The sequence below is a fragment of the Fulvimonas soli genome (assembly GCF_003148905.1).
Lineage (GTDB): Bacteria > Pseudomonadota > Gammaproteobacteria > Xanthomonadales > Rhodanobacteraceae > Fulvimonas > Fulvimonas soli.
Genome location: NZ_QGHC01000005.1, coordinates 216606 through 236828 on the forward strand (window position 1 = coordinate 216606; position 20223 = coordinate 236828).

Below are 20223 nucleotides of genomic sequence, written 5' to 3' on the forward strand. Positions count from 1 at the left end.
GGACCGCCATGCGTACCTCCGCGCGCCACAAGCGCCTCAAGCTCAAGTCCGAGATCAACGTCGTCCCGTACATCGACGTGATGCTGGTGCTGCTGATCATCTTCATGGTCACCGCGCCGATGCTCAACGCCAACGTGGACGTCAACCTGCCGCAGGCGCAGGCCAAGTCGATGCAGGACAAGAAGAACCCGGTGATCGTCTCGGTCGCCGCCGACGGCAGCCTGTACCTGACCATGGAGGGCTCGAAGAAGGAGCCGATCGACGCCGAGGCGCTCAAGGCCAAGGTCGGCGCCTTCGTCAAGGCCAACCCGGAGGTCAGCGTGCTGGTGGCCGGCGACCGCGAGGGCAAGTACGACGGCGTCTACCAGGTGCTGGCCGAGCTGCAGCAGGCCGGCGTGGCCAAGGTCGGCCTGATGAGCCAGCCGCAGGGGACGAGCCCGTCCGATGCGCGAAAGTAAGGGCACGCCCTGGGCGGTCTTCCTCTCGGCCGTCCTGCACCTTGGCATCGTCGGCTTCCTGGCGCTGGCGATCGTGCCGTGCTCGTTCTACGAGAGCATCTTCGCGGCGCTGCACCTGCCGGCGGCGTGGAACCCGATCGCCTGCGCCAAGCCGCTGGAGCTGCCCGGCCAGATCATCGAGGCCACCCTGGTCGGCCCCACCGGCGCGCCGCCGCCCAAGGCGGTGAAGGCCAGGCCGCAGCCGGACACCGTGCCGCCGCCCCCCGCGGTGCCGCCGCCGACCCCGCCCACCGAGGCCCCCAAGATCAAGACCCTGCCGCCGCCGCCGGAGCACCCGGACGTGCAGGACCAGGAGAAGGTGGTCGCCGACGCCCTGCAGAAGGCCGAGGACGCCAAGCGCGAGCAGGAGGAGAAGCAGCGCCAGCGCCAGGCCGAGCTGGACGCCCAGGCGGCCAAGCAGAAGGAAGAGGAAAAGAAGAAGATCGACGAGCTGTTCGCCCAGATGGACAAGGCGGCGGCGCAGACCAAGAAGCTGGACAGCAGGGCCAAGCAGGCCCTGCAGCAGATGAAGGACCTGGAAAACGCCAAGGACGACGGCCTGCCCGACCTGCCGCCGGCCGCGCAGCGGCAGAGCGGCACCAACGGCCCGGACAGCGGCCTGCTCGGCCAGTACATCGCGGCGATTCAGAACGCGGTCACGCAGAACTGGCTGCGGCCCGATAACATGCCGGACGTTTCGTGCGTGGTGCACATCGTGCAGCTGCCGGGCGGCGACGTGATGAGCGCCAAGGTCGATGCGAACTGCCCCTACGACGAGGCGGGCAAGCGCTCGGTCGAGAATGCCGTCCTGCGCGCCCAGCCCTTGCCGTACAAGGGCTTCGAGAGCGTGTTCCGCCGCGACATCGACTTCACCTTCACACCGCGATGATCAAGCCCATGCGCCGAAACCGACCGCTTTTCGCCCTGCTGCTGCTCTGTCTTGCCGCCTTCGTCGCCGGGCCCGCCGCCGGCCAGGCGCTCAACGTGCAGATCACCGGCGGCCTGAAGACCGCCACCCCGATCGCCGTGGTGCCGTTCGCCCAGACCGGCGCGCCGCTGCCCACCGACGTCGCCGAGGTGATGCGCAACGACTTCAACCGCTCCGGCAAGTTCCGCTCGCTGGCCAAGAGCGAGATCGTCGAGACGCCCTCGCGCGGCGCGGAGATCAAGTTCGCCACCTGGCGCCTGCTCAAGCAGGACTACATCGTGGTCGGCCGCGTCAACGACGCCGGCAACGGCATGGTGCAGGTCCAGTACGAGCTGTGGGACGTCAACAAGCAGCAGAGCCTGCTCAACCAGGCGATGCCGCCGGCGCCGGTGGGCGACCTGCGCGGCGTGGCGCACCAGATCGCCGACGCCATCTACGAGAAGATCACCGGCGTGCGCGGCGCGTTCTGGACCCGCATCGCCTACATCACCGCGGTGGGCCTGGGCAACAACACCACCTACTCGCTGATCGTGGCCGACTCCGACGGCTACAACCCGCAGGTGGTCGCCAAGTCGCGCGAGTCGCTGCTGTCGCCGGCCTGGTCGCCGGACGGCCGCAAGATCGCCTACGTCTCCTTCGAGAGCGGCAACTCGCAGATCTACGTGCAGGACATCACCACCGGCTCGCGCCAGCTGGTCGCCTCGCACCCGCGCGGGATCAACGGCGCCCCGGCCTGGTCGCCGGACGGCCGCAAGCTGGCGCTGGCCCTGTCCTACGTGGGCAACCCGGAGATCTTCGTGCTCGACCTGGCCAGCCGCCAGGAGACCCGCCTGACCAACAGCCTGTCGATCGACACCGAGCCGGTCTGGTCGCCGGACGGGCAAGGCATCTACTTCACCTCCGACCGCTCCGGCCGGCCGCAGATCTACCAGATGCCGGCCGGCGGCGGCGCGCCGACCCGGGTCAGCTTCCAGGGCCAGAACAACGCCAACGCCAGCGTCAGCTACGACGGCAAGCAGATTGCCATGGTGCAGGGCAACGGGAACGTGTATCGTATTGCGGTCATGGATCTCAGTCTGGGCGGGCAGGTGCGCTACCTCTCCCCCGGCCCGATTGACGAATCCCCGAGCTTCGCGCCGAACGCCAGCATGCTGCTGTACGCCGCCACGGAAGGGCGCCGCGGGGTGCTCTATGCCGTCTCGGCCGACGGCATGGTGCGCCAGCGCCTCGTCCTGTCCGACGGCGACGTGCGCGAGCCTGCCTGGGGTCCGTATCGGCAACGCTGATTTCCTCCGCGCCGCGCCGCGCAAGCGGGGCGGCGCGGAAAACTCAAGGACGGGACCGGCGGGAGCGCCCGGCGTTCCCGTCCGGTTGTCGGTCAGGGCGATGTCGGCCTGCGCCGGTCGTACATGGTGCAGGTCCGCTTGCCGCTGACGGTTTCATCGAAGTTGTAAAAACAACAGCCGGAACCACCGGCGATTACTGTCCCAAACCGCAATCGTCATTGACTGTCGGAACTAACCCGTTTGAAGGAACGTCACCATGAATAAGACCGCACGCGTCGCCCTGGTCGCCCTGCTCTGCGTTGGCGCGGCCGCATGTTCGAAGAAGCAGGAAGTCAAGCCGCAGCAGGCCCCGGAGCAGGCTCCGGTGACCCAGCCGGCGCCGGAAACCGGCAAGTACACCCCGGCCGACCTCGATACCGACGCCTGCCTGCGCCAGCGCGTCGTGTACTTCGACTTCGACAAGGACGAGATCAAGCCGGAGTTCCAGCAGATCATGGCGTGCCACGCCAAGTACCTGCAGGATCGCCCGATGGCGCAGATCCGCCTGGAAGGCAACACCGACGAGCGCGGCACCCGCGAGTACAACCTCGGCCTGGGCGAGCGCCGCGGCAACGCCGTGTCCAGCGCCCTGCAGGCCAACGGCGGCTCGGCCAGCCAGCTCAACGTGGTCTCCTACGGCAAGGAGAAGCCGGTGTGCCGCGAGCACAACGAGGACTGCTGGAGCAAGAACCGCCGCGTCGAGATCATCTACACGGCGAAGTGATGAAGCGACGGCTGGCTGACAACTTGAAGGCCAGTGGCGGCATGGCGGGCGCGTTCGCGCTCGCCATGCTGTTTGCGCTTCCGGCGCTCGCGCAGGATACGCGGCTCAGCCTGGCCGAGCGCGTCGCGCGGCTGGAGCAGCAGGCGCAGAGCCAAAGCCAGGGCGGCACCGGCCTGGTCAACCAGGTGCAGGCGCTGCAGTCCCAGCTGCAGCAGATGCAGGGACAGATCGAGGAGCTGCAGCACCAGCTGCAGGAGCTCCAGGACAAGAACAAGGCCCAGTACGTCGATCTGGATTCGCGGATCGGACGTCTGGAGGGCGGCGGCAGCGCCGCCCATCCCGCCGCCGCGGGCTCCGTCGCCCAGCCGGCCGCCGCGGGCAGCGCGCCGCCGGCCGCCGCCGCGCCCGCGCCCGCCGCTACGGCAGCGCCCGCCACGGCGGCCCCGGCCGCCGGCAAGGCGCCCGCGCCGGCCGCCGGCGAGCAGGCCGCCTACGACGCCGCCTTCAAGGCGCTGCGCGGCGGCGACTACGTGGGCGCCTCGCGCGGCTTCCGCGGCTTCATCCAGCAGTACCCCAACAGCTCGCTGGCGCCCAACGCCTGGTACTGGCTGGGCGAGTCGTACTACGTGACGATGAACTACCAGGTGGCCCAGGAGGCCTTCCAGCGGCTGCTGGCGCAGTTCCCGCAGAGCGAGAAGGCGCCCGACGCGCTGCTCAAGCTCGGCTACAGCCAGCTCGAGCTCAAGCAGACCGACGCCGGCAGGGCCAGCCTGCAGTCGGTGCTGAGCAAGTACCCCGGCACCAAGGCGGCCAGCCTGGCGCAGGAACGCCTGCGCCGGCTGCAGCAGTCGGCCAACTGAGGCCGCGGCGATGGGCGGCAGCGACGCCACCGTGGCGCCGGCCACGTCGGCTCCGGCCGTGGCCGGGCGGCTGCGCATCACCGAGATCTTCCACTCGATCCAGGGCGAGGCCGACGCGATCGGCTGGCCCACCGTGTTCGTGCGCCTCACCGGCTGCCCGCTGCGCTGCGTGTGGTGCGACACCGAGTATGCCTTCCACGGCGGCGAGTGGCGCGCGATCGAGGACATCCTCGCCGAGGTGGCCGGCCACGGCGCGCGCCACGTCTGCGTCACCGGCGGCGAGCCGCTGGCGCAGAAGCGCTGCCTGGTCCTGCTCCGGCGCCTGTGCGACGCCGGCTACGAGGTGTCGCTGGAGACCTCCGGCGCGCTCGACGTGGCCGCGGTCGACCCGCGCGTGCGCAAGGTGGTGGACCTCAAGGCCCCCGGTTCCGGCGAGGAGAAGCGCAACCTGTGGTCCAACCTCGACCACCTGCTGCCGCACGACCAGGTGAAGATCGTGATCGCCGGCCGCGGTGACTACGAGTGGGCGCGCCAGGTCGTGGCCGAGCATGGCCTGGACCGCCGCTGCACGGTGCTGTTCTCGCCGGTGCACGGCGCGGTGGAGCCGCGCGCGCTGGCCGAGTGGATCCTCGAGGATCGCCTGCCGGTGCGCTTCCAGCTGCAGCTGCACAAGCTGCTGTGGAACGACGCGCAGGGAAGGTGAAGCGAGGAGTGAGTGGAGAGGAGTGAGAAGTGAGAGAAAAGCCTGCCCGGCGCAGAGAAGCGCGCGGGAGGCGGGAAAGCAACGCAGCACGAACTCTCGCTTCTCACTCATCTTCCCTCGCTCCCAAGTTGCATGCGCTGTGGCCTGTGCCGCCGCAAGCGCTTTCCCGGCCGGTGACCGGCCGTACTTCAGTGGATGAAACCCATGTCCGAAACTTCTCCCCGCAAGGCCGTCGTGCTCGTCTCCGGCGGCATGGACTCGGCCGTCACCATCGCCATCGCGCGCGAGCAGGGCTATGCCGTGCACGCGCTGAGCGTGGCCTACGGCCAGCGCCACGACTCCGAGCTGGACGCCGCCGCGCGGGTGGCGCGCATGCTCGGCGCCGCCGAGCACAAGACGGTGCGGGTGGACCTGCGCAGCATCGGCGGCTCGGCGCTCACCGCCGACATCGACGTGCCGCTGGACGGCGCGGGGCAGGGCATCCCCGTCACCTACGTGCCCGCGCGCAACACCATCATGCTGTCGATCGCGCTGGGCTGGGCCGAGGTGCTCGGCTCCGCCGACATCTGGTGCGGCGTCAACGCGGTGGACTACTCCGGCTATCCCGACTGCCGCCCGGCCTTCGTCGAGGCGTTCGAGCGGCTGGCCAACGTGGCCACCAAGGCCGGCGTGGAAGGCGCGGGCATCCGCATCCACGCGCCGCTGATGCGCATGAGCAAGGCCGACATCGCGCGCGAGGGCGCGCGCCTGGGCGTGGACTTCGCCGCCACGGTGAGCTGCTACCAGGCCGACGCCGAGGGCCGCGCCTGCGGCCATTGCGACGCCTGCCGCCTGCGCGCGGAAGGCTTCCGCGCCGCCGGGCTGCCCGATCCCACGCGCTACGCCTGACCCGGCGCCCCGGCCGGCGGGCGGCCGCCTGCCGTATTTGCGCACCGCCGTGCCGGTTTTGCGCAGGCGCCTGCCGATTCGCTGCATCGCGGCGGCCCGCCTTCCACTCCAATGGCAGCCGTCGCCCGACTGCCAAGGAGAGCCGCCGTGTCCGTTGCCTGGTTCAAGGCCTGCAGCGTGTGCCGCGAGGTGCACGAGATCGACTGCCCGAATTGCCGCGGGCGCGGCCTGACGCGCGACCCGCACGGCGCGCGCACCGTGTGGGACCTGTGCGGGATCTGCGGCGGCAGCGGCCGCACCGCCTGTCCCGCCTGCGCCGCGGACTGGAGCCGCGGCCGTCCCGCGCCCCTGCCGGTCGGTGCCGAGGGATGGCGCGCGGCATTGCCCGCCGCGGCCACGGGATGAGCATCGCGTCGTATTCCGGCGACGGCTTGCTTGTGCCATCGCCGAGCGAATCGATAAAATGACCCGCTTTGTCGAGCGGGTCGTTAGCTCAGTCGGTAGAGCAGCGGACTTTTAATCCGTTGGTCGTGAGTTCGAGTCTCACACGACCCACCATCTTCATCGCATCGCTCCAAGGCTTTTTCTCGCCTTGCGAGTATCCGGCCAGGACCGCGAGCGCCCACCGCGTGGCCCTGGCCGATTTCCTTGGCCGTTCCCGATCGCCCGTATCTCGGGTTCAGCCTGCGCGCGGCTGGATGTGCTTCAGCGTTTCGGCCAGCTCGCGTTTCGCGGTTTCAAGGTCGAAGCGCGCCTGCAGGTTCATCCACACGTCCGCTGTCGTGCCGAAGTAGCGCGACAGGCGCAGGGCCGTGTCGGCGGTGATGCCGCGCTTGCCATTGACGATCTCGTTCACCCGCGCAGGGGTGACGCCGATGGCGCGGGCCAGCGCATTCGAGGAAAGCTCCATCGGCTTCATGAATTCTTCGGCGAGGATTTCGCCGGGATGGACCGGGCGGAGCGGAGGGCGGGCCATGTTCGTTCCTCAGTGATAGTCGGTGATTCCGACGTCGTAGGCGTGGCCGTCTTTCCAGACGAAGCAGACGCGGAACTGGTCGTTGATGCGCATGCTGTGCTGTCCGGCACGGTTGCCCCTGAGGGCTTCCAGCCGGTTGCCCGGCGGGACGCGAAGGTCGTCGATCGCGTGCGCCGCGTTCAGATATTCCGGCTTCCGGCGGGCGGGTCTTCGATGTTGATCCAGCGGCGCACGGGGTACGCCCTTGAACAGGGCTTCCGTGTCCTTGCTGGCGAAGGACTTGCTCATAGCCTTTCATCGCATATCGATGAACGATACAAGACAGGAGTGCCGGTCGTCGATCGCCTCCTGAGTTGCCGAAGCGAGGCGGCGATGAGCCCCGTTCTGGACATGCGCGATGAAATGCCCGCCGATCCGGCGGCCGGAATGGCCCATCGGATCGGCACCGCGGGCGGCGGCGCGCGGCTGCGCTAAGCTGGCGGCCTTCCCCGGCGAGAGTGGCGGCATGGACTGGGTGGATCTGCGCAGCGACACGGTGACGCGGCCGACCCGCGCGATGCGCGAGGCGATGCTGGCGGCGGAGGTCGGCGACGACGTCTACGGCGAGGACCCCACGGTCAACGCGCTGCAGGAGCGCGTGGCCGGGGAGCTGGGCTTCGAGGCGGCGCTGTTCGTGCCCAGCGGCACGCAGTCCAACCTGCTGGCGCTGCTGAGCCATTGCGAGCGCGGCGACGAGTACCTGGTCGGCGCGGATGCGCACACCTACAAGTTCGAGGGCGGCGGCGCGGCGGTGCTCGGCTCGATCCAGCCGCAACCGATCCCGCACGCCGCCGACGGCACGCTGCCGCTGGAGGCGCTGGCCGCGGCGGTGAAGCCGGTCGACCCGCACTTCGCGCGCACGCGCCTGCTGGCGCTGGAGAACACCTGGCACGGCCGCGTGCTGCCGCTGGACTACCTGCGCGCCGCGCACGACTTCGCGCGCGAGCGCGGCCTCGCGCTGCACCTGGACGGCGCGCGGCTGTACAACGCGGCGGTGGCCTCGGGGGTGTCGGCGCGGGCGATCGCGCGGCACTTCGACAGCGTGTCGCTGTGCCTGTCCAAGGGCCTGGGCGCGCCGGTGGGCTCGGTGCTGGCCGGCAGCGCGCCGCTGATCGAGAAGGCCCGGCGCTGGCGCAAGGTCGCCGGCGGCGGCTGGCGCCAGGCCGGCATCCTGGCCGCGGCGGGCCTGTACGCGCTGGACCACCACGTCGAGCGGCTGGCCGAGGACCACGCGCGCGCGGCGCGGCTGGCGGAAGGGCTGGGCGCGATCCCCGGCGTCGCCCTGCTGGGCCGGCACACCAACATGGTGTTCGTGGACGTGCCGGCGGCGCGGCTGCGCGAGCTGGACGCCCACCTGCGCGAGGCGCGCATCCGCATCAGCATCGGCTACCTGCCCACGCTGCGGCTGGTCACGCACCTGGACGTGGACGACGCGGGCATCGAGCGCACCATCGCGGCGTTCCGCCGCTTCTTCGGCGCGCCGGCCGCCAACGATGCCTCCGCTGCGGGAAGCGGGCGATGAGGCGGCTCGCAGGCTTTCTGCTCGGTGCCGCCGTGCTGCTGGCGGCCGTTGCGGCCACGGCGGCGGACCGCGCGCCGGCGGCGCGCGCCCACGCCGGCAACCCGGTGTTCCCCGGCTGGTACGCCGATCCCGAGGCGGCGATCTTCGGCAGGGAGTACTGGATCTATCCGACCTATTCCGACGCCTACGACAGGCAGCTGTTCTTCGATGCGTTCTCCTCGCCGGACCTGGTCCGCTGGACCAGGCACCCGCACGTGCTCGACGCGCGCGACGTGGCCTGGGCCAGGCGCGCGCTGTGGGCGCCGGCCATCGTGGCCAAGGACGGCAAGTACTACCTGTTCTTCTCCGCCAACGACATCCACGGCGACCGCGAGGTGGGCGGCATCGGCGTGGCGGTGGCGGACCGGCCGCAGGGACCGTTCCGCGACCTGCTCGGGCGGCCGCTGGTGGGCGCCTTCCACCACGGGGCGCAGCCGATCGACCAGTCGGTGTTCCGCGACGACGACGGGCGGTACTACCTGGTCTACGGCGGCTGGGGCCACGCCAACATCGCGCGCCTGAAGGACGACTTCACCGGCTTCGAGCCCTTCGCCGACGGCGAGGTGTTCAAGGAGATCACGCCCGAGCACTACGTCGAGGGGCCGATGATGTTCCGGCGCGGCGGCAGGTACTACCTGATGTGGTCGGAGGGCGGCTGGACCGGGCCGGACTACTCGGTCGCCTACGCCATCGCCGACTCGCCGCTGGGGCCGTTCAAGCGGATCGGCAAGATCCTGCAGCAGGACCCGGCGATCGCCACCGGCGCGGGCCACCATTCGCTGCTGCACGCGCCCGACGGCGCGTGGTACATCGTCTACCACCGCCGGCCGCGCGGCGAGACGGCGGCCAACCACCGCGTGGTGTGCATCGACCGGCTGGAGTTCGACGCGCGCGGCTTCATCCGCCCGGTGAGGATCACCCGCGAGGGCGTCCCGGCCCACCCGCTGGATTGAGTGCCGGCGCAACCGCGCCGGGCTTGTCGCGCGCGAGACGGGCGGGGCGTCCGCCGCGGGTCAGCCGGCGGGCTTGTCGAAGCGCCGGATGAAGTCGCGCACCTGCGGGTAGACCGTCTCGCGCCAGCGCCGCCCGCTGAAGATGCCGTAGTGGCCGGCGCCCTCGATCACGCGGTGCTCGCGGCGGTCGGCCGGGATGCCGCTGCACAGGTCGTGCGCGGCCTCGGTCTGGCCCAGGCCGGAGATGTCGTCCAGCTCGCCCTCGATGGTGAGCAGGGCGCTGTCCCAGATCGCCGCCGGCTTCACGCGTTCGCCGTCCACGTCCCACAGGCCGCGCGGCAGCAGGCACTGCTGGAACACCGTGCCGATGGTGTCCAGGTAGTACTCGGCCGGCATGTCCAGCACGGCGTTGTACTCGTCGTAGAACTTGCGGTGCGCCTCGGCGTCGTCCAGGTCGCCGCGCAGCAGGTTGAGGTAGTAGTCCCAGTGCGAGGTCAGGTGGCGGCCGGGATTCATCGCCACGAAGCCGGCGTGCTGCAGGAAGCCCGGGTACACCTGCCGCCCGTGGCCGGGGTAGTTCATCGGCACGGTGTGGATCAGGTTGGCGCGGAACCAGGCCAGCGGCTGCGTGGTGGCCAGGTTGTTGACGCTGGTGGGGCTGCGGCGCGGGTCGATCGGGCCGCCCATCATGGTCAGCGAGCGCGGCGTCGGCTCGCCGCGCGCGGCCATCAGCGACACCGCGGCCAGCACCGGCACGGTCGGCTGGCACACCGAGATCACGTGCAGGCGCCCGGCGCCGATGTGGCGGATGAACTGCTCGACGTAGGCGACGTAGTCGTCCAGGTGGAACGGGCCGGCCTCCGCCGGCACCATGCGCGCGTCCACCCAGTCGGTGATGTAGACCTTGTGGTCGCGCAGCAGGGTGCGCACGGTGTCGCGCAGCAGCGTGGCGTGGTGGCCGGACAGCGGCGCCACCACCAGCACCACCGGCTCGTCCTTCATCCGCTCGATGGTGGCCGGGTCGTCGCTGAAGCGCTTGAAGCGCTTGAGCCGGCAGAACGGCAGCTCCAGCGCGGTCCTCTCGACGATGGCGATGGTATGGCCGTGCGCCTCGATGCTGTGGATGCCGAACTCGGGCTTCTCGTAGGCCTTGCCCAGGCGGTACATCAGCTCGTAGCCGGCGGCCATGCGCTGCGCGCCCGGCAGCTGCGCGAGCACGCTGCCCGGCTCGCTGAGCATCCTCGCGCTGGCCTGGGCGAAATAGCTGAGCGGTCCCATGAAGGAGCGCTGCCACTCGTGGATCTGGTAGAGCATGGGCCGACCGGTCGCGGTTGCGGAAGCGGCCATGATAGCCGGTTTGGCCCGGCCGTGCTGCGACGCCACAAAAGTGGTTGCGAGAAGGATCAAGCGCTTGCGCACGCCCGATGGGACGGCGCGGTGCGCCGCGGCTCAGCCGGTGCGGCGCACCTCGGTGCCGGCGAGGAGGTCGTGCAGCGCGCGCCGGCGCGGGTCGAGCAGCGCCGGCGCGAACCACAGCGCCCACGCCGCCAGCATGGCCCAGCCGGACGCGGCCATGCCCCAGCGCGGCGCCGGCGCGAGCAGCAGCAGCGGCAGCGCCGCCGCCAGCAGGCGCAGCAGGCCCCGGTACGGCGCCACCGCGCCGCCGCCGGCCGCGGTCACGCGGATGCGCCAGGGCCGCATCCCCAGCGTCTGCCCGCCGCGCAGCCACGAGAGCAGGAAATAGCCGCCCACCACCAGCCCCTGCAGGGGCTGGTACCACCAGGCGATCTCGGTGCGCGCGCCGGTGGCGATCAGCCGGCCGCCGGTGGCGAGCTGGCAGGCCAGGCCCACCACCATCACGATCGCCAGCACGGCGAGCAGGTCGTAGACGAGCGCCAGCAGGCGGCGCCACAGCGGGGCGTAATCGGGTCCGGTCATCGGCGGCCTTGCGCACGGCGCGCGCTTTTGGCCAGCATCGCGGCATGCAGGAAGAAGAACATCCCGCCAGTATCGCCGAAGCCGACCGCCGCAGCATCGCCGCCTTCCTCGACGGCGTGTGGTCGGAGGACGGCCTGTCCGCGCGCACCCTCGACGCCTACCGCCGCGACCTGGAGGCGCTGGCGCGCTGGCTGTCCGCGCGCGGGCGCACGCTGGGCGAGGCGCGGCGCGAGGACCTGTCGGCCTTCCACGGCGCGGCGAGGGTGGCGGTGCGCTCGCTGGCGCGGCGGCAGTCGGCGTTTCGCCGCTACTACGGCTGGCGCGCGCGGCAGCAGCCGGGGCTGGAGGACCCGACCCTGCTGGTCGAGCGGCCGAAGACGCCGCGCAGCCTGCCCAAGGCGCTGGCCGAGCGCGAGATCGAGGGCCTGCTCAACGCGCCGGACACCTCCACCGTGCTGGGACTGCGCGACCGCGCGATGCTGGAGCTGATGTACGCCTCGGGCCTGCGCGTGTCCGAGCTGGTGGAGCTGCCGCTGGCCGCGCTCAACGCGCGCCAGGGCGTGCTGCGCGTCACCGGCAAGGGTGGCAAGGACCGTCTGGTGCCGGTGGGCGAGGTGGCGCTGGAGCACCTGTCCGCCTACCTCGCGCAGGCGCGCCCGGCGCTGGCGAAGGGGCACCAGCCGGCGGCGCTGTTCCTCAGCCGGCGCGGCGGGGGGATGACCCGGCAGATGTTCTGGACGCTGGTGAAGCGCTACGCGCTGCAGGCGGGCATCCAGTCCAGGCGCATCTCGCCGCACGTGCTGCGGCATTCCTTCGCCACCCACCTGCTCAACCACGGCGCCGACCTGCGCGCGCTGCAGATGCTGCTGGGGCACAGCGCGCTCAGCACCACGCAGATCTACACGCTGGTGGCGAGGGAGGGGCTGAAGCGGCTGCATGCGCAGCATCATCCGCGCGGTTGAGTGGCGTGGCGGCGGCGCCGTGGCGGCAAGCGGCCTCCGGCCGCGAGGCGGCTCCTTCCGGGCAGCCCACCCGCGCCAGTGGGCTCCCGTTCCGCGAGCGCGCCGACCGCCTGTGCGAGAATCGGCCCGACGCCGCGGCCCTCCCTCCGCCGCGGCATGCGAGAACGACATGCTGAAGAGATGGTTGCCGGCGCTGTTCGCCGGCGGGTTCGCCCTCGCCGCCTGCGCGGCCGACGGCGGCGACAGTGCCGCCGTGGCGGCGGTGCGCAAGGCGGTGCAGGGGCTGGGGCCCGGCGTGCAGGTGGATGCGGTGACGCCCTCGCCGCTGCCGGGCTTCTACCAGGTGATCGCCTCCGGCCACCTGGTCTACGTCAGCGCCGACGGCAAGTACATGCTCAACGGCGACCTGGTGGACCTGGCTTCGCGCAGGAACGTGAGCCAGGACGCCTGGGCGGCGTTCCGCAAGGCCGAGCTGGCCAAGCTGCCGCCGGGGCAGGGCATCGTGTTCGCGCCGCCCAACCCCAAGTACAAGATCACCGTGTTCACCGACGTGAACTGCGCCTACTGCCGCGCCTTCCACGCCCACATCGCGGAGATCAACAAGGAAGGCATCGCGGTGGAGTACCTGGCCTGGCCGCGCGAGGGCCTCACCACCACCTCCGGGCGCGACACGCCGACCTACACCGAGATGGTCTCGGTGTGGTGCGCCGCCGACCGCAAGGCGGCCTTCACCGCGGCCAAGCAGGGCCAGGCGCCCAAGCCGGCCAGCTGCGCCAGTCCCGTGAAGGACCAGTTCAACCTGGGCGTGCGCCTGGGCGTGGACGGCACGCCCACGGTGATCGCCCCGGACGGCCGCGTGCTCGGCGGCTTCGTGCCGCCGGACAAGCTGCTGCGCCTGCTGCAGGACCCCTCGGCGGGCGGCTGAGCGCGCTGGGTGTCCCCGCCGCCGCGGGCGGGGGACACGCCGCCGCGGGTGGCGGTCTGCCGTGCCGGCGGGCGGTTCCGGCCGCGCCCGGCCCGGCGCCGGCGCATGTTGTCCTGCAGCATCGGGTAGAATAGGCGCTTTCCTCCCTGCGCCATTCTCCCCCGCATGATCGCACTCGACGGGCAGAGCGCCCTTTCCCCGTTCCGCCTGGACCGCCTGAACGCGCGCCTGGAGGCCATCCACCGCGGCGTCCGGGTGCAGGCGGCCTGGTTCGTGTACTTCCTCGACGCCGCGCAGGCGCCGGAAGGGGAGGAGCGCCGGCGCCTGCTGGAAGTGCTGGAGGCCAAGGACGCCGCGCCGGAGGCGGCCTCGCTGTGGGTGGTGCCGCGGCTGGGCACGATCTCGCCGTGGTCGAGCAAGGCCACCGACATCCTGCACGGCGCCGGCTTCGGCGTGCGCCGCGTGGAGCGCGGCACCGCCTACCGCATCGCCGGCCTGCCCGGGCCTTCGGCGCCGGACTACGCCGCCGTGCTGGCGGCGCTGCACGACGCGATGACGCAGTCGGTGCTCACCGCGCTGGACCAGGCGCAGGGCCTGTTCCTGGCCGGCGAGCCGGGGCCGCTGGCGCACGTGGCGCTGGGCGGCGACGCCCGCGCCGCGCTGGACCACGCCAACCGCGAGCTGGGCCTGGCGCTGGCCGAGGACGAGATCGACTACCTGGCCGCGCGCTACGCCGAGCTGGGCCGCGATCCCACCGACGCCGAGCTGTTCATGTTCGCGCAGGCCAACTCCGAGCACTGCCGGCACAAGGTGTTCAACGCGAGCTGGACGATCGACGGCGAGGCGCAGGACAAGAGCCTGTTCGCCATGATCAAGCACACCCACCAGCAGGCGCCGAAGCACACGCTGTCCGCCTACAAGGACAACGCGGCGGTGATCGAGGGCAGCGAGGGCAGCCGCTTCTTCGCCGATGCCGACGGCGTGTGGCGCGCGCACCGCGAGACCATCGACTACGCGATCAAGGTGGAGACGCACAACCATCCCACCGCGATCGCGCCGTGGCCGGGCGCGGCCACCGGCGCCGGCGGCGAGATCCGCGACGAGGGCGCCACCGGCCGCGGCGCTAGACCTAAGGCGGGGCTGACCGGCTTCTCGGTGTCGGACCTGCGCATCCCCGGCCATCCGCAGCCGTGGGAGACCGAGCGCCCGCTGCCGCCGCGCATGGCCAGCGCGTTCGAGATCATGCGCGACGGCCCGCTCGGCGCCGCCGCCTTCAACAACGAGTTCGGCCGCCCGTGCCTGGGCGGCTACTTCCGCACCTACGAGCACGAGACCGGCGAGGCCGGCGTGCGCCGCGGCTACGACAAGCCGATCATGATCGCCGGCGGCCTGGCCAACATCCGCCGCGAGCACGTGCTCAAGCACGAGATCAAGCCCGGCCACGCGGTGGTGGTGCTGGGCGGGCCGGCGATGCTGATCGGCCTGGGCGGCGGCGCGGCCTCCTCGGTGGCCTCCGGCGCGTCCAGCGCGGAGCTGGACTTCGCCTCGGTGCAGCGCGACAACGCCGAGATGGAGCGGCGCTGCCAGCAGGTGATCGACGCCTGCTGGGCGCTGGGCGGCGGGAACCCCATCGTCAGCATCCACGACGTGGGCGCCGGCGGCCTGTCCAACGCGATTCCCGAGCTCCTCAACGACGCCAACGTGGGCGGCGAGATCGACCTGTCGAAGATCCCCTGCGACGATCCCTCGCTGTCGCCGATGCAGGTGTGGAGCAACGAGTCGCAGGAGCGCTACGTGCTCGGCATCGCGCCGGACGACCTGCCGCTGTTCGAGGACTTCTGCAGGCGCGAGCGCTGCCCCTACGCCGTGGTCGGCACCGCGACGGCGGAACGCCGCCTGCGCGTCACACGCGCCGTCGCCTCCCGCGCTGGCTCTGCCGGGTCCCGGGTCCCGGGTCCCGAGTCCCGCGAAGCGGTGATCGACCTGCCGATGGACGTGCTGTTCGGCAAGCCGCCGCGCATGCACCGCGACGCCAGGCACGTGAAGCCGCGCATCGACGTGGTGCCGGACCTGGCCGGCATCGCCATGGACGAGGCGGTGCAGCGCGTGCTGCGCCTGCCCACGGTGGGCAGCAAGAGCTTCCTCATCACCATCGGCGACCGCACCGTGGGCGGCCTCAACCACCGCGACCCGATGGTCGGCCCGTGGCAGGTGCCGGTGGCCGACTGCGCGGTGACCCTGGCCGACTTCGACGGCTACGCCGGCGAGGCGATGGCGATGGCCGAGCGCGCGCCGGTGGCGCTGCTCAACAGCGCCGACGCCGCGCGGCTGGCGGTGGGCGAGGCGATCACCAACCTCGCCGCCGCGCCGATCGCCGCGCTGGGCGACATCCGCCTGTCCGCCAACTGGATGGCCGCGGTGAACCAGCCCGGCGAGGACGCCGCGCTGTTCGACGCGGTGAAGGCGGTGGGCATGGAGCTGTGCCCGGCGCTGGACATCTCCATCCCGGTCGGCAAGGACTCGCTGTCCATGCAGACCGTGTGGAAGGACGGCGACGCGCCGCAGCGCACGGTGGCGCCGGTGTCGCTGGTGGTCACCGGCTTCGCCCGCGTGGAGGACGTGCGCCGCACGCTCACCCCGCAGCTCAAGCTCGACCGCGGCGAGACCGAGCTGTGGCTGGTCGACCTGGGCGCCGGCCGCGACCGCCTGGGCGGCTCGGCGCTGACCCAGGTGTTCAACCGCGGCGGCGGCGTGCCGCCGGACCTGGACGACCCGCGGCGCCTGCGCGCGCTGTTCGAGCTGGTGCAGGAGGCCAACCGCGCCGGCCTGCTGCTGGCCTACCACGACCGCTCCGACGGCGGCGCCATCGTCACCCTGCTGGAGATGGCCTTCGCCGGCCACTGCGGCCTGGAGATCCATCTGGACGGCTGGGGCGAGAGCGCGCTGCGCGCGCTGTTCAACGAGGAGCTCGGCGCGGTGCTGCAGGTGGCCAAGGCCAACCGCGAGGCGTTCGAGGCGCTGCTGGTCAGGCACAACCTCGCCGGCATGAGCCACCGCGTCGGCCGGCCGAAGGAGAAGCTCGGCATCAAGCTGTTCCAGGGCGGCGAGACGCTGTTCAAGTGGAACTGGAGCGAGCTGTTCCGCGCCTGGAACGAGACCAGCCACGCCATGCAGCGCCTGCGCGACAACCCGGCCAGCGCCGACGCCGAGCTGGAATGGCGGCTGGACGACGCCGACCCGGGCATCAGCCCGAAGCTCGCCTTCGACCCGGCCGAGGACGTCGCCGCGCCGTACATCGCCGCCGGCGCGCGGCCGCGCGTGGCGATCCTGCGCGAGCAGGGCGTCAACGGCCAGGCGGAGATGGCCGCCGCGTTCGCCCGCGCCGGCTTCGAGGCGGTGGACGTGCACATGACCGACCTCGCCGCCGGCCGGCACGCGCTGGCCGACTTCCGCGGCTTCGCCGCCTGCGGCGGCTTCTCCTACGGCGACGTGCTCGGTGCCGGCCGCGGCTGGGCCACCTCGATCCTCTACAACGAGGCGCTGCGCGCGCAGTTCGAGGCGTTCTTCAACGACCCGGCGAAGTTCGCGCTGGGCGTGTGCAACGGCTGCCAGATGCTCTCGCAGCTCAAGGGCATCATCCCCGGCGCGCAGCACTGGCCGAAGTTCCTGCGCAACGCCTCCGAGCAGTACGAGGCGCGGCTGGCCACGCTGGAGGTGCTCGACTCGCCGAGCATCTTCTTCAGGGGCATGGCCGGCTCGCGCATCCCGGTGGCGGTGGCGCACGGCGAGGGGCGCGTGCATTTCCCCGGCGCGTGCAGCCCGTCCAAGGCGCAGGCGGCGGTGCGCTTCGTCGACAACCGCGGCAGGCCCACCGAGAGCTACCCGCTCAACCCGAACGGCTCGCCCGGCGGCCTGGCCGGCTTCACCGCCGCGGACGGCCGCGTGACCATCCTGATGCCGCATCCGGAGCGCGTGTTCCGCAGCGTGCAGCTGAGCTGGCATCCCGAGCCGTGGGGCGAGGATTCGCCGTGGATGCGCATGTTCCGCAACGCGCGGGTGTGGTGCGGCTGAGCGCGCCGCGCGCCTGAGCCATGCCGGCCGGGCGCGCCCGTTCGCCGTTGCGCTGGTGGCCGGCCGCGGCCTGGCTGCTGCTGCTCGCGCTGCTGCCGTGGTGGTGCGGCCTGCCGCTGCTGCTGGCGCTGGCCGCGAGCCTGCTGGCCGCGCCCGAGCGCCTCAGGCCGCACGCCGCCACGCTGCGGCGCGCGCTGCGCTGGGGCCTGCCCGGCATGCTGTTCGCGCTGCAGCGCGCGCTGGGCGGCGACGCGCTGGCCTGGGGCGCGGCCCTGCTCGGCGCGCTGGCCGGCTACAGCCTGCTGGCGCTGCTCGAATACCTGCTCGACCATCCGCACCGCCCGGCGGCCGCCGCCGCGCCGTCGCCGAGCTGGCCGGAGCTGGCGCTGGCGCCGATCGGGCCCGCCGCGGCGATCGTCGAGCTGGCGCCGCCGCGCTGGCTGGCCGAACCGGCGTTCGACGATCCGCGCGGCGGCCGCGTGCGCCGCGAGGACGGCGAATACCGATTCGACGACGGGACCCGGTGCGGGCCGGCGGGCGCGCGCTGCTGCTTCGCGCCGGACGGGCGCTGGTTCTGCGTCGACTCCGGGCGCGGCGTGCTGCTGTGGGACCGCGAGCGCGGCCGCCGCCACCGCCTGCGCGGCTGGCGGCTGTACGGCTGGCACGCCGGGGGACCGTGGCTGGTGCGCGGCGGGCACCGGCCGCCGCTCGCGCTGAAGGACGTGCTCGGCGACACCGGCTGAGAGCCGTTCGAAATCCACCGCCGGCGGTCCCGCCACGGGTTGATCGCGGCCGGAGGCCGCTCCCACGGGAACCTCGCAAGCCTTGTGGGAGCGGCCTCCGGCCGCGATACCGGACCGCCATCGGCTCCGTCGCGGGGCGCGGCAGGAGCGTGGACAGGCGTCGAGTTCCGGCACCGCCGCGCCCGCGTCATACTTGGCTGATGGAAACTTCCGGCCTCCTTCCTGCCGCGCCGACGGTGAGCGTCATCGTGGTGGCCGCCGACAGCGGCGAGGGACTGCGCGAATGCGTGCGGCGCGTGCTGGCCTGCCGCGTGCCGCTCGAACTGGTCCTGATCGACAACGCCTCCGCCGACGGCGTGCCGCAGGCGATCGCGCGCGCGCACGAGCGCGAGCCGCGCCTGCGCGTGCTGTTCAACCACGCCAACCTCGGCTTCGGCCCGGCGGTGAACCGCGCGGCCAGGGAGGCCGGCGGCGACTTCCTGCTGGTGCTCAACCCCGACTGCCTGCTGGAGCAGGCCGCGCTGGAGCGGCTGCTCGAAGTGATGGCGCGGGAACCGCGCGCCGGCCTGGTCGGCGCGGTGATGTGCGACGGGCAGGGGCGGCCGGACCCGGCCTCGCTGCGCCGCGATCCGCTGCTCGCGCGCGCCCTGGCCACCCTGCGCGGCCGCGGCGACGGTGGCGTCAACGTGGAGGGCGAGCTGCCGCGCGCGGTGGTCGAGGCCGAGGCGGTGTCCGGCGCGCTGATGCTGTTGCCGCGCCGGCTGTTCGAGCAGCTGGGTGGCTTCGACGAGGGCTACTTCCTGCACTGCGAGGACCTGGACCTGTGCCGCCGCGTGCGCGACGCCGGCCGGCGCGTGCTGCTGGCCGGCGACGTGCGCGTGCCGCACGGCAAGGGCGGCTCCAGCCGGCACCGGCCGGTGTTCGTCAGCTGGCACAAGCACCGCGGCATGTGGCGCTGGTTCCGCAAGTTCGACCCGGCCGCGCGCAAGCCGCACGTGGCGGCGCCGGTCTGGCTGGGCATCTGGGCGCACTTCCTGGTGCAGGTGCCGGGGCAGCTCTGGCGTCTGAAAGCGAGGAGTGAGTGAAGAGGAGTGAGAAGAGAGTATGGGCGGCGCAGGGCGCGTGCCTCTACGTTGCCTCCGCGCGCCCGCACCACGCCCTCTAGACCCTCACCCCTCGCCCCTCTTCACTCACTCCTCGTTTCTCCGCTCCTCGTTCCCCATGACCCCGCCGCGCCGCGCCTCCCCCCTCGCCACCCTCGGCCTGCTGGCGATGACCGCCGTGTGGGGCTCCACCTTCGTGCTGATCAAGGACGTGGTGGGGCGCATGCCGGTGGCGGATTTCCTCGCCGTGCGCTTCGCGCTGGCGGCGCTGGCGATGCTGGCGCTGTTCGCGCGGCCGGCGTGGCGGCTGGGGTGGCGGCAGTCCGTCCGCGCGCTGCTGCTGGGCCTGCTCTACGGCGCGGCCCAGCTGCTGCAGACCTGGGGCCTGAAGCTGATCGCGCCCAGCGTGAGCGGCTTCGTCACCGGCATGTACGTGGTGTTCACCCCGCTGCTCGCCACCGTGCTGCTGCGCCAGCGCCCGAACGGCGCGGTGTGGCTGGCGGTGCTGCTGGCCACCGCGGGGCTGGCGCTGCTCTCGCTCAACGGCTTCTCGGTGGACGCCGGCGTGTGGCTCACGCTGGCCTCGGCGGCGCTGTACGCGCTGCACATCGTCGGGCTGGGGCAGTGGTCGCGGCCGGAGCAGGCGCCCGGCATGTCGGCGGTGCAGATGGTGGCGATCGCCGCGGTCTGCCTGCTCGCCACCGCGCCGCACGGGCCGCAGCCGCCGCCCGACCGCGCGGCCTGGCTGGCGGTGCTGTACATGGCGCTGGTCGCCGGCGCCGGCGCGATGCTGGTGCAGACCTGGGCGCAGGCGCACCTGCCGGCCACCCGCGCGGCGATCGTGATGACCACCGAGCCGGTGTTCGCGGCGGGTTTCGCCGTGGCGCTGGGCGTGGAGGCGCCGACCTGGCGGATGGTCGCCGGCGGCGCGCTGGTGCTGGCGGCGATGTACCTGGTGGAGCTGGCGCCGCGGCGCGCGGCGCCGCCGCCGGAGGCGCTGCACCACGAGGTGTGAGCGCTCAGGGCG

The 20223-nt window shown here is 72.3% G+C and carries 20 protein-coding genes and 1 tRNA gene; 17 read left to right on the plus strand and 4 right to left on the minus strand.

Annotated elements, in window-relative coordinates:
* Positions 1-8 precede the first annotated feature (8 nt).
* From tolR to C7456_RS08240, 9 genes are all read left to right on the plus strand, one after another.
* The gene (gene tolR / locus C7456_RS08200) at positions 9-458 is read left to right on the plus strand and encodes a protein TolR (protein WP_109723261.1); all 450 of its coding nucleotides are present in this window, start codon (positions 9-11) and stop codon (positions 456-458) included.
* On the plus strand, positions 445-1386 hold the full coding sequence (locus tag C7456_RS08205) for a cell envelope integrity TolA family protein (protein ID WP_109723262.1): 942 nt from the start codon (positions 445-447) through the stop codon (positions 1384-1386). The genes tolR and C7456_RS08205 overlap by 14 nt, the downstream gene beginning before the upstream one ends.
* Positions 1383-2711, plus strand: a complete 1329-nt coding sequence (tolB, locus tag C7456_RS08210; RefSeq protein ID WP_211306287.1) for a Tol-Pal system beta propeller repeat protein TolB — start codon at positions 1383-1385, stop codon at positions 2709-2711. The genes C7456_RS08205 and tolB overlap by 4 nt, the downstream gene beginning before the upstream one ends.
* A gap of 256 nt (positions 2712-2967) precedes the next feature.
* Positions 2968-3474, plus strand: coding sequence for a peptidoglycan-associated lipoprotein Pal (gene pal, locus C7456_RS08215; protein ID WP_109723263.1), 507 nt, complete (start codon positions 2968-2970; stop codon positions 3472-3474).
* Between the two features lie 65 nt (positions 3475-3539).
* The gene (gene ybgF / locus C7456_RS08220) at positions 3540-4334 is read left to right on the plus strand and encodes a tol-pal system protein YbgF (RefSeq protein WP_484098151.1); all 795 of its coding nucleotides are present in this window, start codon (positions 3540-3542) and stop codon (positions 4332-4334) included.
* Between the two features lie 10 nt (positions 4335-4344).
* Complete coding sequence (gene queE, locus C7456_RS08225) at positions 4345-5037, plus strand: 7-carboxy-7-deazaguanine synthase QueE (RefSeq protein ID WP_109723265.1); 693 nt, start codon at positions 4345-4347, stop codon at positions 5035-5037.
* A 204-nt stretch (positions 5038-5241) separates the two neighbouring features.
* The gene (gene queC, locus C7456_RS08230) at positions 5242-5925 is read left to right on the plus strand and encodes a 7-cyano-7-deazaguanine synthase QueC (RefSeq protein WP_109723335.1); all 684 of its coding nucleotides are present in this window, start codon (positions 5242-5244) and stop codon (positions 5923-5925) included.
* Between the two features lie 147 nt (positions 5926-6072).
* Complete coding sequence (locus C7456_RS08235) at positions 6073-6330, plus strand: hypothetical protein (RefSeq protein ID WP_109723266.1); 258 nt, start codon at positions 6073-6075, stop codon at positions 6328-6330.
* Positions 6331-6407: 77 nt separating this feature from the next.
* A tRNA-Lys gene (locus tag C7456_RS08240) sits at positions 6408-6483 on the plus strand.
* A gap of 121 nt (positions 6484-6604) precedes the next feature.
* Here C7456_RS08240 and C7456_RS08245 read toward each other — a convergent pair.
* Both C7456_RS08245 and C7456_RS08250 read right to left on the minus strand, forming a co-directional pair.
* Complete coding sequence (locus tag C7456_RS08245) at positions 6605-6901, minus strand: HigA family addiction module antitoxin (RefSeq protein WP_109723267.1); 297 nt, start codon at positions 6899-6901, stop codon at positions 6605-6607.
* A 9-nt stretch (positions 6902-6910) separates the two neighbouring features.
* Positions 6911-7189 carry a type II toxin-antitoxin system RelE/ParE family toxin gene (locus C7456_RS08250; protein WP_109723268.1) on the minus strand — a complete coding sequence of 93 codons (279 nt, stop codon included), beginning with the start codon at positions 7187-7189 and terminating at the stop codon, positions 6911-6913.
* 217 nt (positions 7190-7406) lie between these two features.
* On the opposite strand from C7456_RS08250, the gene ltaE reads away from it, so the two are divergent.
* Together ltaE and C7456_RS08260 are read left to right on the plus strand one after the other, a co-directional pair.
* The gene (gene ltaE, locus C7456_RS08255) at positions 7407-8462 is read left to right on the plus strand and encodes a low-specificity L-threonine aldolase (protein ID WP_109723269.1); all 1056 of its coding nucleotides are present in this window, start codon (positions 7407-7409) and stop codon (positions 8460-8462) included.
* Positions 8459-9454, plus strand: a complete 996-nt coding sequence (locus C7456_RS08260) for a glycoside hydrolase family 43 protein (protein WP_109723270.1) — start codon at positions 8459-8461, stop codon at positions 9452-9454. Before ltaE ends, C7456_RS08260 begins: the two co-directional genes overlap by 4 nt.
* A 60-nt stretch (positions 9455-9514) precedes the next feature.
* Here the strand turns inward: C7456_RS08260 and C7456_RS08265 are convergent, their stop codons facing one another.
* The gene (locus C7456_RS08265; RefSeq protein ID WP_109723271.1) at positions 9515-10768 is read right to left on the minus strand and encodes a polyhydroxyalkanoate depolymerase; all 1254 of its coding nucleotides are present in this window, start codon (positions 10766-10768) and stop codon (positions 9515-9517) included.
* 135 nt (positions 10769-10903) lie between these two features.
* Complete coding sequence (locus C7456_RS08270; protein WP_109723272.1) at positions 10904-11392, minus strand: RDD family protein; 489 nt, start codon at positions 11390-11392, stop codon at positions 10904-10906.
* Between the two features lie 44 nt (positions 11393-11436).
* Between C7456_RS08270 and xerD the strand changes: the two genes are divergently transcribed.
* From xerD to C7456_RS08300, 6 genes are all read left to right on the plus strand, one after another.
* Positions 11437-12354 (plus strand): site-specific tyrosine recombinase XerD, encoded by a 918-nt coding sequence (gene xerD / locus C7456_RS08275; RefSeq protein WP_109723273.1) that lies wholly within the window; start codon positions 11437-11439, stop codon positions 12352-12354.
* A 169-nt stretch (positions 12355-12523) separates the two neighbouring features.
* Positions 12524-13279, plus strand: a complete 756-nt coding sequence (locus C7456_RS08280) for a DsbC family protein (protein WP_109723274.1) — start codon at positions 12524-12526, stop codon at positions 13277-13279.
* A 165-nt stretch (positions 13280-13444) separates the two neighbouring features.
* Positions 13445-17350, plus strand: coding sequence for a phosphoribosylformylglycinamidine synthase (gene purL / locus C7456_RS08285; protein WP_109723275.1), 3906 nt, complete (start codon positions 13445-13447; stop codon positions 17348-17350).
* A 20-nt stretch (positions 17351-17370) separates the two neighbouring features.
* Positions 17371-18093 carry a hypothetical protein gene (locus C7456_RS08290; protein WP_109723276.1) on the plus strand — a complete coding sequence of 241 codons (723 nt, stop codon included), beginning with the start codon at positions 17371-17373 and terminating at the stop codon, positions 18091-18093.
* A gap of 200 nt (positions 18094-18293) precedes the next feature.
* Positions 18294-19178: a glycosyltransferase family 2 protein gene (locus tag C7456_RS08295; protein ID WP_109723277.1), complete on the plus strand. Its 885-nt coding sequence runs from the start codon at positions 18294-18296 to the stop codon at positions 19176-19178.
* Between the two features lie 136 nt (positions 19179-19314).
* Positions 19315-20211, plus strand: a complete 897-nt coding sequence (locus C7456_RS08300) for a DMT family transporter (RefSeq protein WP_109723278.1) — start codon at positions 19315-19317, stop codon at positions 20209-20211.
* The last annotated feature ends 12 nt before the right edge of the window (positions 20212-20223 follow it).